Annotated in this window: 12 protein-coding genes; 4 read left to right on the top strand and 8 right to left on the bottom strand. The window is 63.4% G+C overall.

The window, feature by feature from the left end; all coding sequences use genetic code 11:
* Positions 1 to 79: 79 nt before the first annotated feature.
* The 3 genes from BM125_RS15050 to BM125_RS15040 are packed head-to-tail and all read right to left on the bottom strand — an operon-like array spanning position 80 to position 2,447.
* Complete coding sequence (locus tag BM125_RS15050) at positions 80 to 667, bottom strand: DUF1415 domain-containing protein (RefSeq protein WP_092409449.1); 588 nt, start codon at positions 665 to 667, stop codon at positions 80 to 82.
* Positions 664 to 1,377 (bottom strand): pseudouridine synthase, encoded by a 714-nt coding sequence (locus BM125_RS15045; RefSeq protein ID WP_092409448.1) that lies wholly within the window; start codon positions 1,375 to 1,377, stop codon positions 664 to 666. The genes BM125_RS15050 and BM125_RS15045 overlap by 4 nt, the downstream gene beginning before the upstream one ends.
* The gene (locus tag BM125_RS15040) at positions 1,374 to 2,447 is read right to left on the bottom strand and encodes a class I SAM-dependent methyltransferase (protein ID WP_092409447.1); all 1,074 of its coding nucleotides are present in this window, start codon (positions 2,445 to 2,447) and stop codon (positions 1,374 to 1,376) included. The genes BM125_RS15045 and BM125_RS15040 overlap by 4 nt, the downstream gene beginning before the upstream one ends.
* Before the next feature lie 110 nt (positions 2,448 to 2,557).
* Between BM125_RS15040 and BM125_RS19920 the strand changes: the two genes are divergently transcribed.
* On the top strand, positions 2,558 to 2,917 hold the full coding sequence (locus tag BM125_RS19920) for a hypothetical protein (RefSeq protein ID WP_139225042.1): 360 nt from the start codon (positions 2,558 to 2,560) through the stop codon (positions 2,915 to 2,917).
* Between the two features lie 240 nt (positions 2,918 to 3,157).
* On the opposite strand, the gene BM125_RS15035 is transcribed toward BM125_RS19920, so the two are convergent.
* The 4 genes from BM125_RS15035 to BM125_RS15020 form a co-directional block, all read right to left on the bottom strand.
* Positions 3,158 to 3,706 carry a hypothetical protein gene (locus BM125_RS15035; RefSeq protein WP_139225041.1) on the bottom strand — a complete coding sequence of 183 codons (549 nt, stop codon included), beginning with the start codon at positions 3,704 to 3,706 and terminating at the stop codon, positions 3,158 to 3,160.
* Between the two features lie 8 nt (positions 3,707 to 3,714).
* Positions 3,715 to 4,458, bottom strand: a complete 744-nt coding sequence (locus tag BM125_RS15030) for a hypothetical protein (protein ID WP_139225040.1) — start codon at positions 4,456 to 4,458, stop codon at positions 3,715 to 3,717.
* Positions 4,459 to 4,511: 53 nt separating this feature from the next.
* On the bottom strand, positions 4,512 to 5,423 hold the full coding sequence (locus tag BM125_RS15025; RefSeq protein ID WP_092409442.1) for an IS1595 family transposase: 912 nt from the start codon (positions 5,421 to 5,423) through the stop codon (positions 4,512 to 4,514).
* A 120-nt stretch (positions 5,424 to 5,543) separates the two neighbouring features.
* Positions 5,544 to 8,444, bottom strand: coding sequence for a TonB-dependent receptor plug domain-containing protein (locus BM125_RS15020; RefSeq protein ID WP_092409440.1), 2,901 nt, complete (start codon positions 8,442 to 8,444; stop codon positions 5,544 to 5,546).
* A gap of 297 nt (positions 8,445 to 8,741) precedes the next feature.
* Between BM125_RS15020 and BM125_RS15015 the strand changes: the two genes are divergently transcribed.
* Complete coding sequence (locus BM125_RS15015) at positions 8,742 to 10,787, top strand: transglycosylase SLT domain-containing protein (protein ID WP_175498114.1); 2,046 nt, start codon at positions 8,742 to 8,744, stop codon at positions 10,785 to 10,787.
* 36 nt (positions 10,788 to 10,823) lie between these two features.
* On the opposite strand, the gene BM125_RS15010 is transcribed toward BM125_RS15015, so the two are convergent.
* Entirely contained in the window at positions 10,824 to 11,756 is a 933-nt protein-coding gene (locus BM125_RS15010) for a dimethylarginine dimethylaminohydrolase family protein (protein ID WP_245778943.1), read from the bottom strand.
* A 69-nt stretch (positions 11,757 to 11,825) separates the two neighbouring features.
* Between BM125_RS15010 and BM125_RS15005 the strand changes: the two genes are divergently transcribed.
* Both BM125_RS15005 and BM125_RS15000 read left to right on the top strand, forming a co-directional pair.
* Complete coding sequence (locus tag BM125_RS15005) at positions 11,826 to 12,773, top strand: complex I NDUFA9 subunit family protein (RefSeq protein WP_092409436.1); 948 nt, start codon at positions 11,826 to 11,828, stop codon at positions 12,771 to 12,773.
* 39 nt (positions 12,774 to 12,812) lie between these two features.
* Positions 12,813 to 14,063 (top strand): multifunctional CCA addition/repair protein, encoded by a 1,251-nt coding sequence (locus tag BM125_RS15000; protein ID WP_092409434.1) that lies wholly within the window; start codon positions 12,813 to 12,815, stop codon positions 14,061 to 14,063.
* The last annotated feature ends 636 nt before the right edge of the window (positions 14,064 to 14,699 follow it).

Raw genomic sequence — 14,699 nt, 5'->3', positions numbered from 1 at the left:
CGTCCCGCATCTCCTTCCATTCCGCGATCGCCTGCCGGCGTCCATCGCGGCGGCCGACAGCGGCTACTCTGACGGCATGTTACGCGCCATCGGGGCGCGGGCGCCAGAGCGATTTCCAGCCCTCCCAGCCGAGTCGGCGCAGGGTTTCGATGTTGCGCTCGAAGATCGCGTCGGTATCGGCGATTGACTCGACCGCCCTTTCGATGCTGCTCTCGCGCAGCAGATGCAGGGTCGGAAACGGCGACCGGTTGCTGCAGTTCTCGACGTCGTCGGGGCCGCTGTCGGCAAACCGGTAGTCCGGATGGAAGCTGGCGATCTGGATTTCGCCATCGAGACCGAGCACTTCGAGCGCGGCATCGGCCTCGTCGAGGAAATCGTTGAAGTCGAGAAAGTCGACAAATGCGTGCGGAACGATCAGCAGGGTCGTTTCGCAATCGGCCGCAGCGGCGGCAGCAAGGCTCTGCAGTTCGCCACACAGATCATCGAGCACGCCTTCGCCTCCGGTCGCCCGACTGACCCGGAAGCAGACACGCCCGTCGAGATAGGGCAGGCGTGCGAACGGACACAGGTTGAGTCCGATCACGGCGCGTTCGATCCAGGTGCGGGTGGCGGCAATCACGCTCGCCTCGTCCGCTGCCGATGAAGCCACGGAAGATTCCTCGTTCATGCGCCTCTCCTCGCGGTGAAGACGCGTCCGATGTCGTGCTCGTCCAGCACGCACCATTCGCCTTCGGCCAGATCGCCCAGGGTCAGCGCGCCGACCGAACGGCGATGCAGTGCGGTCACGTGATTGCCGACCGCCGCGAACATGCGCCGGACCTGGTGGTAGCGCCCTTCATGCAGGGTCAGGCGTGCCCGTCGCGGTTCGAGGATCTCGAGTTCGGCCGGCAGCAACGGCGTCTTCTCGGACTCGAGCATCAGCATGCCGCTGGCGAAAAGCGCGACTGCATCGCCGCGCAGGTCCTCGGCCAGAGTCGCTTCATAGATCTTGGCCACGGCCGACTTCGGCGAGATGATCCGGTGCAGCAGGGCACCGTCGTCGGTCAGCAGGAGCAGGCCCGAGGTATCGCGATCGAGGCGGCCGACCGTCGACAGGGCCGGATTGCGCAGCCGAAAACGCTCGGGCAGCAGGTCATGGACCAGGCGTCCGACATCCTTGGTCGAACAGGTCACCCCGACCGGTTTGTGCAGCATCAGGCTCAGTCCGATCGGCGGATCGAGCGCTTCGCCATCGACGCGGATGTCGGCATGTTCGCGCTGGTCATCGGCGTAGAGCACGTCGCCCGCGGGGTCGGTGATGCGGCCTTCGCGAAACATCATCGCCACTTCGCGGCGACTGCCGTAACCGAGATTGGCGATCAGCCGGACCAACCTCATGCCTGCGTTCCAGAGGCTTCGAAGACCTTGAAGCCGTCCTGGATGGTCAGTGTCTGCACGCGCGAGAAACGCGCGGCCAGGGTCGCCTCGTAGGGCAGGTGCCGGTTGGCGACCATGAAGAATCGTCCGTGCGGTTCGAGTGCCCGCGCCGCCGCCTCGATGAAGGCGAGGCCGAGCTCGGGCTGGTCGGCGCGACCCTGGTGGAACGGCGGATTGCTAACGATGGCGTCATAGCGTTCGGGAAGGCCGCGTGAGACATCGTGCCAGTGCAGGGCGAACGGGACCTCTCGCCCAAGCTCGGCGAGGGCACTCTCGAGATTGATGCGGGCCGGTTCGAGCGCGCGCGCCTCGGCTTCATAGAGATCGATGGCCGTGATCTCGGCGCAGCGTTGCAGCAGCTCGACGGCCAGATATCCGTAGCCGGCGCCGAGGTCGGCGACGCGGCCACGGATCGTCCCGGGCAAATGCGCGGCCAGCAGTGCCGAAGCGGCATCGATGCGGTTCCAGGCGAACAGGCCGGGGCGGCTGACAAAGCGGCCGTCGCCGACCGGCCGCGGCCGGTCCAGAGCCTGCCACTGGGCGAGCAGGCCGGCATCGATGGCGTCGGCATCCGGCGTGCTCCAGAACACCCGGCAATGGTGTTTCGACAGCACCTGCGCACTCCCGAACAGCTGGCGGAAATCGCCCTCGCCGGTACGCGCACCTTCGTTGTTGGCAACGGCCGCGGCGACCGTCCCGCCGACGGCAAGATGCCGAGCGGCGCGTGCATACAGCGCGCGCGCCTCGTCGCGCTGGCGCGGCGGCAGGATCAGGACCAGCGGGAATCGCGCGTCTTGCTCGGGCTCGGCCACATTCAGCCCGGAACGCTCGAGCGCATCGGCAAACGGCTTGAAGCTCTGCTGGCAGACCCAACGGGCCCGCGAATGCCCGCCCCACCAATGGCCGTCCCGGGCGCGCAGGAACAACACGCGGCCATCGTCCGGCAGCGCAAACTGGTTCGTGGTCACGGCATGCACGAGCGCATCCAGCGCAGCTTCCGAGGTACCGGCGGACAGGGCGATCGAAGTCAAGGCGGGTTTCTGGAGATTCCGGGTTGCCCATTCTAGCCGGCTGGCCCGCGCATCGACGCCCTGCGCCGTTGCCTCGCCTGGCTGCCTGTCGCCGCCGTTGCAGCCGCCTCATGCATCCAGATAACGATGCTGGAACAACGAAAGGACGTGCCGCGGGGCGGACGCCGCCGCATCCCGGGTTTCAATCCCGAGTGTCCGCCACCGGCGAAAAAAAACGGTATTATATACGTGGCAAACCCAAGGCTCTGGGCGTATTCTTGAAGTCGCGCCAGCCGGGCGCGGACAAAGGAACTGTTATGGCCAATTTCTCAGGCGCAGATGAGGCAGAGCTGCACGCAAATACCCACGCGATCAAGTCGATTCGGAGCGATCTTGCGGTAGTAGCAGCGGCGGTACTGGCACTTCTTCAACAGACCCCGGACCCAGATCCCAAACTGATAGCGAGCCTGAAGAAAATCGCTCAGCCATAGCGCGGTGATAGTCGCTTGCCGCCTGTAGGCGGTCTAGGTGCTTGTGCTGCTCGTCAGTCAGTCTCATTGCGTTCCCTAAAAGGAGAAAGCCCGCTTTAGGCGGGCTTCTTCTTAGTTGCCTTTGGCTTCTTCTTAGCCTTGGGCGGTTTGTGAGGAGTCGGCGGCGTAGATAGCATCCGCCTGAGGACTTCGTCCTCTCTCTGACGCGAGGATTCGCGTTCGTCGTCTATCGAAAGCATGTCACCATGTCCCTTGATCTGGTGGGTTATCTGGCCCGACTATCAAATTCAACGTGCGTTGCGGCGGCTCGGGAGGCAAAGGTAATTCGTGAGTCGAAACACAGACTATCCCGTTTTTCTCCGCGGTATTTCTCAGGCCGCCGTCGTCTGTGTAGATCGTCTTGACCTGCGCTACTTTTGCGATCGCGATAATCTGCCGATCGAACTTGACCTTGGCCTTAGTCTCGGTAGGCGTGAGTGGCTTAACTGATCCGGAGTTGCCATCCAGAATTTCCGCAAGTTCGATTGCTGCGAGCTGGTCGAATGGCTGCACCTGAAAAGCCGATGAGCTACTAATGTCCGAAATTATCTTCGCCTTCTGTGGGCCGGCCTTAACCAGAAGCTCGCCAAGGACGGGGGTCGGTATCATGACCTTAATGTGGCCCTTGCTGAGATTCTGAAGAAGAAGGTCAATTCGTTCCGGGCATCGTGTTACCGCCGCACCTGTATTCGGATCAATAGGAGGCGAAGCTGTTGGGAACAACAGCAAAAGAAGAACGGTCGCGTCCATGACGACCATCAGTGAATGTTGCCCTCATCGCTACGCAGCGAGCGCAAATCTGCGATTGGATCGTCTCCAATGTTCCAAGCTCCTGGCACAACTCGGATTCTTCCAACAACCTCCGCAAGCGATTCATCGTTGAGAACCACGAAATCATGGGCCTTCAAGGCCGAGTGCGTCCAAACTCCGTCTTCGTTTCGGACAAACCTACCGCTACCAATGAGGCGAATCGGCTTTCCGTAGAGAAATGGAGCCAGCCTCACAGCCAGCTCTCTCGTCACTTCGAAGCTCAACGATTCCTTGTCGCTGCTCTCGATACTTACGTGAGCGCTTTTGTCGCGCCCACCAACACGGACGATGACCCCATCTCTCTCGATACCCTGATTGAATGGGCCTAGCTTCGGCGGTCTAACTTCTTTCCGCCCCGGAAATTCCAATATATTGTCGTCACGTAGACTCAAGTCGCCCACTGCGTTGTCGGTGCGCAACATTTCATTGGTTTTCTTGAAAGCCGAAGCGCCTTCAGGGCGTCCATCACCCGATCGCGCGCTTACGATGTTTTGGCGAACCCGCACGACGGCTTCCCGCTCAACGCGACTTAGAATCTTGACACTTCCGGGAACGATTTTTTGAAAGTGCACACTACCCTGCTCGCCGAAAATTTCAGCGAGGACTGCCATGTATTCTGCAAGCCGAGCCATCGGGATGGTCTCAGGCGTGTAGGCGTCAATCTTGAATGTGTAGATGTCGTCTTCGATCATCTTCGCACCCTCGGGAGCATCAACTTTCGGGGCCCCCATCGAAGCCTGGGCTTTCAGGAGTCCCGGTACATCAACCTTCTGCCGCCAATCTGACCAAGCAAGGTTTTGTAACGTTCAACGTCTGTGAATCCCATGCTAGTCCGAGTATTCCAGCGAAAATCGAACTCGGTCACGTAACGCTGCAAATGCTGCTCGCCTACGTGGTGGAACGTACCGATCAGGCCGCGCTTTAGCAAGCTGAAGCTGGCTTCGACCGTGTTGGTCGTGACCGGACCCCGCGCGTATTCCTTCACCTTGTGGCGGACGACGCCATGCGAGGCGAACTCACGGCCGACCTTGGTGTAAACGCTGGCCTCGTCCGTCATCAGGTTCGCGGTCGGGCAAACATGCTTCTTCAGAATCTCACGGACTGAGGCCGCATTGACCGATCCAACATGAACGGTGCGCTTCTCACCGCCACGCTCGACCAGCGAAACGATCTTCATCTGGTGGTCATAGCCACGTGCGCCTTTCGGCTTCGGCTTCGACGTACCCCAGTACGTTTCGTCCGCCTCGACCGTGCCGCCGCCCGACCCAAGCAAGCCGCCGCCGTTCGGCTTCATGGCCTCGCGGATGCGGTGGGTCATGAACCACGCCGACTTGTACGTGATGCCCAGCATGCGGTGAATCTGGTGCGAACTGATGGCCTTCTTGCTGGCGCACATCAGGTGCACGGCAAGGAGCCACTTGTTCAGCGGAATCTTGCTGCCAGCAAACACGGTGTTCACAGTGACCGTGAACTGCTTGCGGCAGTCTTTGCACTTCAGCAAGCCCGGGCGGTGTGCCTTCCCGTTCAGGAGATAGTGAGCGTCCAGCGAGCCGCAATGCGGGCAGACTGGGCCATTCGGCCAGCGCAACGCTTCCAGATATTCGCGGGCCTTGTCCGCGTCCTGAAAGTGAGGGGCTAAAATGTCTGCCTTTGCCATGACGAAACTCCCGAGAATCGCTCTATTATGCCGATTCTCGTGGGTTTGTCAAGTATATAATTCGGAAAAAAAAGGGGCCGCGCAAGGCGGCCCCGGAGATCGTGCAATGACGCCAAACAGTCAGAACTTGATGCTGGCTTCCACATAGCTGAAGCGACCTGGCAGGTCATAGGTCGAGGCATCGTAGCCGTTCAGCGAGCAGCTACCGCAGATTGGCGGTTCCTTGTCGGTGATGTTGTTGATGCCGCCGGCGATGGTCAGGTCGAGCTCGGTCGGCAACTTCCAGCTCGCGCGCAGGTCATGGAAGGTGGTCGAGCCGAGATGGTTGAGACCGGACGGACCAGTACTGCTGACGGCGCCGGCATTCGGGTCGCTGCAAAGGGCAAGATCACGGAAGCCGTCTTCGCCACCGCACGACTCGTTGAGATCCGAGGTGTAGCGCGCCGTCCAGCTCACATTGACGTCGCCGATCGACCAGTTCAGGCGGGCCGTGGCGCGCCAGTCCGGGATTGCACTGTCATTGACCTCGACACCGACCACACGCGGTTCGGTCAGGCCCGAGTCGGTCGCGATGGCTTCATAGCTCGAGACGCGCGTCGCCGAGAAACTGGCTCCGAACGTGCCGATTCCGGTCTCGTTGCCGAGCCAGCTGATGCCGAGATCGACTCCCTTGGTATTGATCTTGCCGAGGTTGAACAGGGTGTTGTCGAAGCCATTGATGTTTCCGCCAGAGGAACGGCTGATGCCGTCGCAGAAGATCGGGTCCAGGGTGTCGACACAGCGCCTGAGCTGGGTCTGTGCATCGGAAGCCTGGATCGCGTCCTTGATCTTGATGTTGTAGTAGGTCACCTCGAAATCGAGCTTCTGCGACCAGCTCGTGTTTTCGCCCCAGCTTGGGCTGTACACCGCACCGAGGGTGAGGCTCTTGGACGTTTCGGGTTTCAGGTTCGAGTTGCCGCCTGTCACCACCGAAATCTGCGCGTTGGCCTGCTCGAAAGTGGCCGGATTCGGGACACCAAGCGCCTCACAGTTGGCACCCTGCTGGCCGGTCGCGCCGTTGCATGGATCCTGGATCTGCGCATCGAAGCGCGCGAAGGTGCCATACAGCTCGCCGATCGACGGCGCGCGGAATCCTTCGGCCCAGGTGCCGCGCAGGGTCAGGTCGTCGTTGAGCTGCCAGCGCAGGCCGATCTTGCTGTTGGTCGTGCTGCCGAAGTTCGAGTAGTCGGAATAGCGCGAGGCGACACTCAGATCGAGGTGCTTGGCGAAGGATGCGTCGGCCACCAGTGGCGCGTTGAGCTCGACATAGAACTCGTTGACCGAGTAGTCACCGCTGGTCGGGCCCGAAGGCACGCCATTGGATTCACCGGCAGTGACGACCGAATCGGGCGTGTACGAACCGCTCTGCTTGCGGTGCTCGTAGCCACTGGCAAAGGCCAGCGCACCGGCCGGCATCTCGATCAGGTCGCCCGAGATATTGGCCGTCCAGGTGGTCACCTTCTGCTTGCTGCGGTCGACTTCGTTGAACAGGATGTAGTCGAGCATGTCCTGGGTGATGGAACCCGGGCCGCCGAAGATGTTGAGCGGCACGCACGGTGCCGTGCAGTCGGCGACCGGGCCGAGCGCACGCTGGATATGGGCGATGTTGTAGGTGCCGCGGACGTTCTGGGTCGCCCTGTTCTCGCCGGTGACGTAGTTGACGTCCCAGAAGAACTGGCGATCGCCCGCGGAGAAATCGCCGTTCAGGCCGGTCGTGAAATAGCTCGTGTCGACATCCTGGGTGAAGATGCGTGGACCGCCCTCGACGGGACGGCGCGTGATGAACGAACCTTCCGGGCTGATCGTGCCGAACGGGTTGTAGGGGTTGCTCGCATCGATGCCGACGAAGTCGGCGAGGCCGCCACTGCCTGCTTCGGAGCCGAGGAAGATCGGCTCGGGCGCGGCCTGGTTGACCGACTCACGCTTGGTATAGGTGCCCTTGATGTTCCAGTTCACGTGGTCGGTGATGCGATAGGTGCCCTGACCGAAGAACGAGGTGCGCTTGGACGGCGTCAGCAGCAGGTTGTACGGTGAGAAATTGAAGCGCTCGGCATTGGTCCATGGACGAAAACCGCCGGCCCCATCACCCGACAGATTGCAGAACGATGCGCCACCGTCGACCGGGCAAAGGCCACCGAAAGTCTCGGTCGGATCGGCCGGGGCGAAGACCTGGCGTCCATTCGGCGTCGCCGAACTCCAGGTGGCCGGATTCACCGCACCGCCGATGCCCGGCGTCGGATAGCGCGACTGCTCCCAGTCGTTCGAGCTGATGCGGTGCTGGTCGTAGTGGCTGACATCGAGGAAGAAATCATGACGCTCGCCGCTGCCGCCGAGCGAGACGTTGGCCTGCTGGGTCTGGCCGTCGCCGGTCGAGTAGTCGCCGTAGTAGAGGCGCGCGCTGCCGCCGTCCTGCTTCTTCTTGGTGATGATGTTGACGACGCCGGCGATCGCGTCGGAGCCGTACAGCGACGAGGCGCCATCGGTCAGGATTTCGATGCGATCGACCGCGCTGGCCGGAATCGTGTTGAGATCGACCGCGGCAGACACGCCCGAGGCCGAGGACTCACCAACCCAGCGCAGGCCGTCGACGAGGATCAGGGTGCGCTTGGCGCCGAGGTTGCGCAGCGACACCGTGGTCGAGCCCGAGCCGACGCCCGACCCGTCCGGACTGAAGCCGAAGTTGCCGGCCGAGTTGAACTTGGTGTTGAGCGAGGAGCCGCTGACCGAAAGACGCTGGATGACATCGCCGATCGAGCCGAGGCCGGTCGCCGCGATATCGGCTGCGCTGATCACCTGGACCGGAGTCTGGCCTTCGATTTCGGCCTTCTTGATGCGCGAGCCAGTAACCTGGATCGCCTCGAGGCGTTGTGCGTCATCGCCGCGCTCGGGCTGCGCAAAGACGGCGGTAGCGGGAACGCCGACCAATCCCGCAGCGAGTGCCGTTTGCACGGCCCAGCTGATAGTGCGAATGCGAAGCTTCATTGACGTCTCTCCGTGGTAGTGGGCAAGCAGACAGCGAAAGTAGGCGTCGGTCGGGGGCTCGACGCCCGAAAATAAAAAAAATGTAAATCAAACGTTCAGAAAGTGCCATAGCCGTTGGTCACATTTCCGAAAGATTCGACCTATTTACCGGAGATATCCTTATATTTCATGCGCTTGCACGAAAGCTGGCCGGTCGTCAGTTGCGGTTGGTGGGTGGCGGCGTCCGGCGCTTCCGTTGCAGCGCAGCATGCGGAGTCGATTCATCGGGGGAGCCGGGCCGCGCGTTACACTGAGGGCATGCCAAAAACGAAGTTTTTCTCCGCAATCGCCTGCGCGTTCACGTGCTGCTTCTTCCCTCTTCCCGCCCCCGACGCCCGCGCCGCTGCACCCAAACTCAGCGAGCAGCGCCAGCATTTCCGCAATGCCATCAACGAGATAGAACACGGTGCTGCGGATGCCTGGAAGCCCTACATTGTCGACCTCGGCGACTATCCGCTGCTGCCCTACATCGACCTCGCCCTGCTCGAACGCAATCGCGGCCAACCAACCCTGGCCCAGGTCCAGACCTTCATCAAACGCTGGCCGGAGACCCTGGCCGCCCGGGATCTTCGTGAGTCGGCCCTGCGCCGCTACGCAACCGCCAGCGACTGGCCATCGTTTCGCGCGCTCTGGAACGACAGTAGCTCGGCCGACCTGCGCTGCGCGTGGCAGCGCGCGCGCATTGCGGCTGGCGAGAAACCCGACTATGCCGGCGACATCGCCGCGCTGTGGCTGCAACCGCGACCGACGCCGGACAGCTGTGATCCGCTGTTCGCCTGGGCACGCCAGAACGGTGTTTTGACCGACGTAGAGATCTGGAAGCGCATCGAGGCTGCCGCCGAAGCGGCCAATCCTGGCACCGTAGCCGCCATCGCCAGGCTGCTTGACGGGGAAGACAAGGCGTCGGCGCAACGCATTGCCGACGCGGTGCGCGATCCGGGCAACGTGCTGGCCAAGGCCACGGGCTGGTCCGATACACCGCGCAATCGCGATGCGATTTCCTATGGCCTGTTGCGTTATGCGCGCCGCGACAGCAGCGCCGCGGAAACGCTCTGGACCAGCCTCGAAGGCCGGTTCGCCTGGGACCCGCCACAGAAGAACCGCATTCTCAACGCGATCGCCGTCTATCGTTCGACCAGCTTCGAAGATGACGCACTGGCGCGCTTGAAGGCGTTGCCGGCCGAGGCCGAAGACGATTCCTCACGCGAATGGCGCGTGCGCGTCGCCCTGGCCGCGCAGGACTGGAATGAAACACTGGCCGCGCTCGATGCGATGAGCGACGAACAGAAGGCCGATGCCCGCTGGCGTTATCTGCGTGCGCGGATCTTGAGCAAGCTCGGCCGCGACGCCGAAGCGGCACCGTTGTTCGCCGCCGTCGCCACCGAGGCCAACTTCCATGGATTCCTCGCTGCCGACTGGATTGGCGCACCGTATGCGATCTGCCCGACTGCTGTCGTAGCGAGCAAGCCCGACGAGGCCGCCGTGGCCGCGCAACCGGACCTGGCCCGGGCCTTCGAATTCCACGCCCTCGGCGACCTGACCCGGGCGCGTCGCGAATGGAATTTCGCCCTGCCGAAGCTGACGCCTGAACAACGCCGCCTCGCTGCCGACGCCGCCTACCGGAATGACTGGTTCGATCGCGCGATCTTCCTGCTCTCGTCGTCCGACGATACCCTGACCTACTATGAGCAGCGTTTTCCACTTGCACAGAAATCGCGGGTGACCCGCGTGGCCCGCGACGTCGGCATCGATCCGGCCTGGTCCTATGGCATCATCCGCGCTGAAAGCGCCTGGATGAGCGATGCGCGCTCGCACGCCGATGCCTACGGCCTCATGCAGCTGCTGCCCTCGGTAGCACAGAAGGTCGCGCGCGCGACCAAGCTGTCCTATTCGCGACCGAGCGACCTGTTCGACCCGGCCCTCAATATCCAGCTCGGCACCATCTTCCTCGGCCAGATGGCCGACCAGTACCAGGGCAGCCCATGGCTGGCCAGCGCGGCCTACAACGCCGGTGGCGCGCCGGTCGGCCGCTGGCTCGCAGCGCGCGGCAACCTCGAACCGGACTTCTTCATCGAAACGATCCCGTACAAGGAAACCCGCGAATACGTCGCCCGCGTGCTCGCCTTCAGCGTCATCTACGATTGGCGCCTGAACACGACCGTGGTGCCGCTGGTCGCCCGCCTGCCGAAGATCGGCCAGCCCTACCAGGCGCCGAAGGACTCGACCCAGCGCAAGGCGGTGGTGTGTCCGGCGCCCGCGGCGGATTCGACGAATTCATCCGCAGCTTCGCCGCCAAACGGGTGAAACCACCTTGCGGTTGTACCGTCTTGCGTCCGCACGTCACTCCATCCTCAAAGTCAGACGCTTTGCCGAACCGCCGGCCTTGTGAAACTCGTTGAGCGCGGTTTCGATGACGGTGAATCCGGCATCGTCGAGCTGGCGCTTGAGCCTGCCACTGGCCCGGTGCAGCACGACCGCGCTGCCGAGGCTGATCGCGTTGCAGGCGAAGGCCAGCGCGTCGGCTTCATCGACGGCGATTCGCTGCGAGGAGTGGATGCGCGATTCGACCAGGGCGCGTGAGTCCTCGTCGAAGGCGGCCGGATACCAGAGCAGCACGCCGCGCGGCAAGGGACAGAAGCACGTATCGAGGTGGTAGAAGCGCGGATCGACCAGGCGCAGCGGAACCGTGTCGACATCGAGCAGGCGGGCCAGGCCGGCCGCCGCTGCGAATTCGCTGCGCTGCCCATGGCCCATCCAGAGCAGGGCGATCGCTTCGTCGAACAGGGCGTCGCCGGCACCTTCAAAGAGGATGCGTCCGGGCAGGCGACCGATCTCGACGCCGTGCCGACGGAACCATTCGATGAAATGGGCTTCCTCGCCGCGGCGCTCGGCGTGGCGGAAGCGGCTCGGTACGAATCGCCCATCGTGCAACAACCCGGCATTGGCGGTGAACGGCATGTCCGGCAGGCCCTCCACCGCGTCGATCGTCTCGATCGTGGCGTGCCGGCCGAGAATCTCGCGCAGGGCGGTCCACTGCGCTTTTGCGCGTGAGCCGCTGGCACGACCGAGCTGGCCGTCCATCCAGGGGTTGATGCTGTAGCTCACCGCAAAGTGATCCGGTGCACACATGAACAGGCGCTTGCGCTGGGCGCGGGCTGGCGCAAGCGCGGATTGCTGACTGCGGTGCATGCGATCGACGATAGCCGGCACGGGCAGCGTATAGTCACGCAGGCGGGTGCCCGCGGGTATGTGAACGTCGGCGAGACTGTTCATCGGCTCATCCTTCCGAGGCAGAGTGTCTGGAGTGGATTAAATGTCAGGAATGTGTCGGGAGAATTGCAGATGAAGCCGCTCAACATCGTCGTCCTCGGAGGTACCGGCTTCGTCGGCAGTCACTTGGTACCGCGCCTGCACGCGGCGGGGCATCGCATCACGGTGTTTTCGCGCAATCGGGAGCAGCACCGCGAGCTCGGTGTGCTGCCGCGCGTGCGCGTCGAGAACGCGGATGTCCACGATGCGGCATCGCTGACGCGCCAGCTCGAAGGCGCCGACGCCGCGATCAACCTGGTCGGTATCCTCAACGAACGCGGTTCGGACGGACGCGGCTTCGAAAAAGCCCATGTCGCCCTGACCGAGACCCTGATCGCGGCCTGCAGAAAGACTGGTGTCCGCCGCCTGCTGCAGATGAGCGCCTTGCGCGCCGGCGATGGCGCCAGCCACTACCTGCGCACCCGCTTCGATGCGGAAACGCGGGTGCGCAATTCGGGCCTGGCTTGGACGATCTTCCGGCCCTCGGTGATCTTCGGCCCGGGCGATGGCCTGTTCTTCCGTTTCGCCTCACTGTTGCGCCTGGCCCCGGTGTTGCCGCTGGCGCGCGCCGAGGCGCGCTTTGCGCCGGTGTACGTGGGCGACGTGGCCGAAGCCTTCACGCGCGCCCTGGCCCATCCCTATTCGATCGGCCGCAGCTACGAACTGTTCGGCCCCCGCGTGGTCAGCTTGCGTGAGATCGTGCGCTGGACCGCCGAACTGAGCGCACGGCGCTGCTGGATCATCGGCCTGCCCGATGCATTCGGCTATCTGCAGGCGCGGATCGGCGAGTGGCTGCCCGGCAAGCCGATATCGCGCGACAACTTCCGCTCGCTGCTGGTCGATTCGGTCGGCGAGAAGGACGGCCTCGGCGAACTCGGCATCGTCTCGACGCCGATGGAGCTGATCGTGCCCGAGATGCTCGGCGCCGATCGGCGCCAGGCCAAGCTCGACGCGTTCCGCGAGGAGCATCGCGGGGCCTGAACCCGGTCGTCGCCTGCGCGGCTCTGGCACAATCGTGCGATGAAGATCTATCGGGTCGGCGGCGCGGTCCGCGACAAGCTGCTCGGCAAGCCATCGATCGATGTCGATTACGTGGTCGTCGGTTCGACGCCAGAGGCGATGCTGGCCGAAGGCTATCGCCCGGTCGGCAAGGATTTCCCGGTGTTCCTGCATCCGCAGAACAACGAGGAATACGCGCTGGCCCGGACCGAGCGCAAGACCGCACCGGGCTACCACGGCTTTGCCTTCAATGCCGATCCCTCGGTCACCCTCGAGCAGGATCTCGAACGTCGCGACCTGACCATCAACGCGATGGCGGAGAACACCGACGGTAGCCTGGTCGATCCATTCGATGGCAAGCGCGATCTCGATGAACGCGTGCTTCGCCACGTCTCGCCGGCGTTCGCCGAGGATCCGGTGCGGATCCTGCGCGTAGCCCGCTTCCACGCCCGCTACGCAGCGCTCGGCTTTCGCGTTGCCGACGAGACGATGCAGCTGATGCGCGACATGGTCGCTGCCGGCGAGGTCGACCATCTCGTTGCCGAGCGGGTCTGGGCCGAGACGCGCAAGGCCCTGAACGAACCGACGCCGTCGGCATTCCTGCGCTGCCTGCGCGCGTGCGGCGCGCTGCGCATCCTGTTTCCCGAGATCGACGCGCTGTACGGGGTGCCGCAGCGCGCCGAATACCATCCCGAGATCGACACCGGCGTGCACAACGAGATGGTCGTCGACATGGCGGCGCGTCTTGCCCCGGGCGACGACCTGATCGGCTTCTGCGCGATGACCCACGATCTCGGCAAGGCGCTGACCCCTGCCCACGAACTGCCGAAGCACATCATGCATGAGGAACGCGGCGTCGCACCGCTGCGCAACCTCGCCGAACGCCTGCGCGTGCCGAACGAGCATGCCGAACTCGGCGTGCTCTGCTGCCGCCTGCACCTGCTCGCCCACCGCGCCTTCGAGTTGCGTCCCGAGACCCTGCTCGGTTTGATTGAAAAGCTCGATGCGTTTCGCAAGCCGCAGCGGATCGACCAGTTCGCCACTGTCTGCGAAGCGGACAAGCGTGGCCGCCTCGGGCTCACGGAAACGGACTATCCGCAGGGTGTCTATCTGCGCCGCGCCTTCGAAATCGCCTGCGAGGTCAAGGCAGCCCCGTTCGTCGAAGCCGGCCTGCACGGGCCGGCGATTGCCGACGCGATGCGCAAGGAGCGAATTCGGGTGCTTGGGGCGTTGAAGGAGGAGTGGGCTCGATCGGGGGGATTGGCTGACTGACCCAGCGTGGCTGCAGCTCCATCACGTGTTGCTGACCTCGCCATGATGCGATCCGGTCAGATCGGTCGCGTATTCATTGAGCACGTGCCGCGCTCTCGCTCGCCTGCGGCGAACGACTCACCCCGATTCCCGGCGCTCCGATTCCCCCGTAGGAGCGCCTTCAGGCGCAATGCTCTTCTGCGCGGCTTGAACTCCCACATCATCGTCCCGTCGTAGGCCGGGACCCAGTGACTGTGCTTTTCGCTCTGTTCGGCATCGCTTCGCGGTGCATTCGTGGATTTAGAAGCAAAGCTTTCACTCGCCTTCGGCGAGCGAGTTACTTCTCTTTGCTTGGTCAAAGAGAAGTAACCAAGAGAAAGACCACCCCAAAGCGGTGGTCTCCGGGCATCCTGCCCTGCGACTGCGCGGACGGGCTGCGGGGGTTCGCTGACAGCACCTCCGTGTGCTGGCAGCGAACTGGGCGCAATCCATTGCGCCCACCCTGCGGGCCTTTCCTTCGCCCAGCCGCCACCGCTTACGGGGCCCGGTTAGCGCGCATCCTGCGCGCCAGAGCGAAGAGCAATGGCAACAGCCAAAGCCAGAGCCAGAGCCAGAGCCAATGCCCCTCATCCGCCTTCGGCACCTGAACTCGCACCA

The organism is Dokdonella immobilis (genome assembly GCF_900115085.1).
GTDB classification, from domain to species: Bacteria; Pseudomonadota; Gammaproteobacteria; order Xanthomonadales; family Rhodanobacteraceae; genus Dokdonella; species Dokdonella immobilis.
This window is presented reverse-complemented; position numbering and strand designations above follow the sequence as displayed.

Excerpts from the sequence above, each read along its gene's own strand:
- BM125_RS15050 (WP_092409449.1), bottom strand. The coding sequence starts at position 667 with ATGAACGAGGAATCTTCCGTGGCTTCATCGGCAGCGGACGAGGCGAGC.
- BM125_RS15045 (WP_092409448.1), bottom strand. The coding sequence starts at position 1,377 with ATGAGGTTGGTCCGGCTGATCGCCAATCTCGGTTACGGCAGTCGCCGC.
- BM125_RS19920 (WP_139225042.1), top strand. The coding sequence starts at position 2,558 with ATGCATCCAGATAACGATGCTGGAACAACGAAAGGACGTGCCGCGGGG.
- BM125_RS15035 (WP_139225041.1), bottom strand. The coding sequence starts at position 3,706 with ATGGACGCGACCGTTCTTCTTTTGCTGTTGTTCCCAACAGCTTCGCCT.
- BM125_RS15030 (WP_139225040.1), bottom strand. The coding sequence starts at position 4,458 with ATGATCGAAGACGACATCTACACATTCAAGATTGACGCCTACACGCCT.
- BM125_RS15025 (WP_092409442.1), bottom strand. The coding sequence starts at position 5,423 with ATGGCAAAGGCAGACATTTTAGCCCCTCACTTTCAGGACGCGGACAAG.
- BM125_RS15020 (WP_092409440.1), bottom strand. The coding sequence starts at position 8,444 with ATGAAGCTTCGCATTCGCACTATCAGCTGGGCCGTGCAAACGGCACTC.
- BM125_RS15015 (WP_175498114.1), top strand. The coding sequence starts at position 8,742 with ATGCCAAAAACGAAGTTTTTCTCCGCAATCGCCTGCGCGTTCACGTGC.
- BM125_RS15010 (WP_245778943.1), bottom strand. The coding sequence starts at position 11,756 with ATGAACAGTCTCGCCGACGTTCACATACCCGCGGGCACCCGCCTGCGT.
- BM125_RS15005 (WP_092409436.1), top strand. The coding sequence starts at position 11,826 with ATGAAGCCGCTCAACATCGTCGTCCTCGGAGGTACCGGCTTCGTCGGC.
- BM125_RS15000 (WP_092409434.1), top strand. The coding sequence starts at position 12,813 with ATGAAGATCTATCGGGTCGGCGGCGCGGTCCGCGACAAGCTGCTCGGC.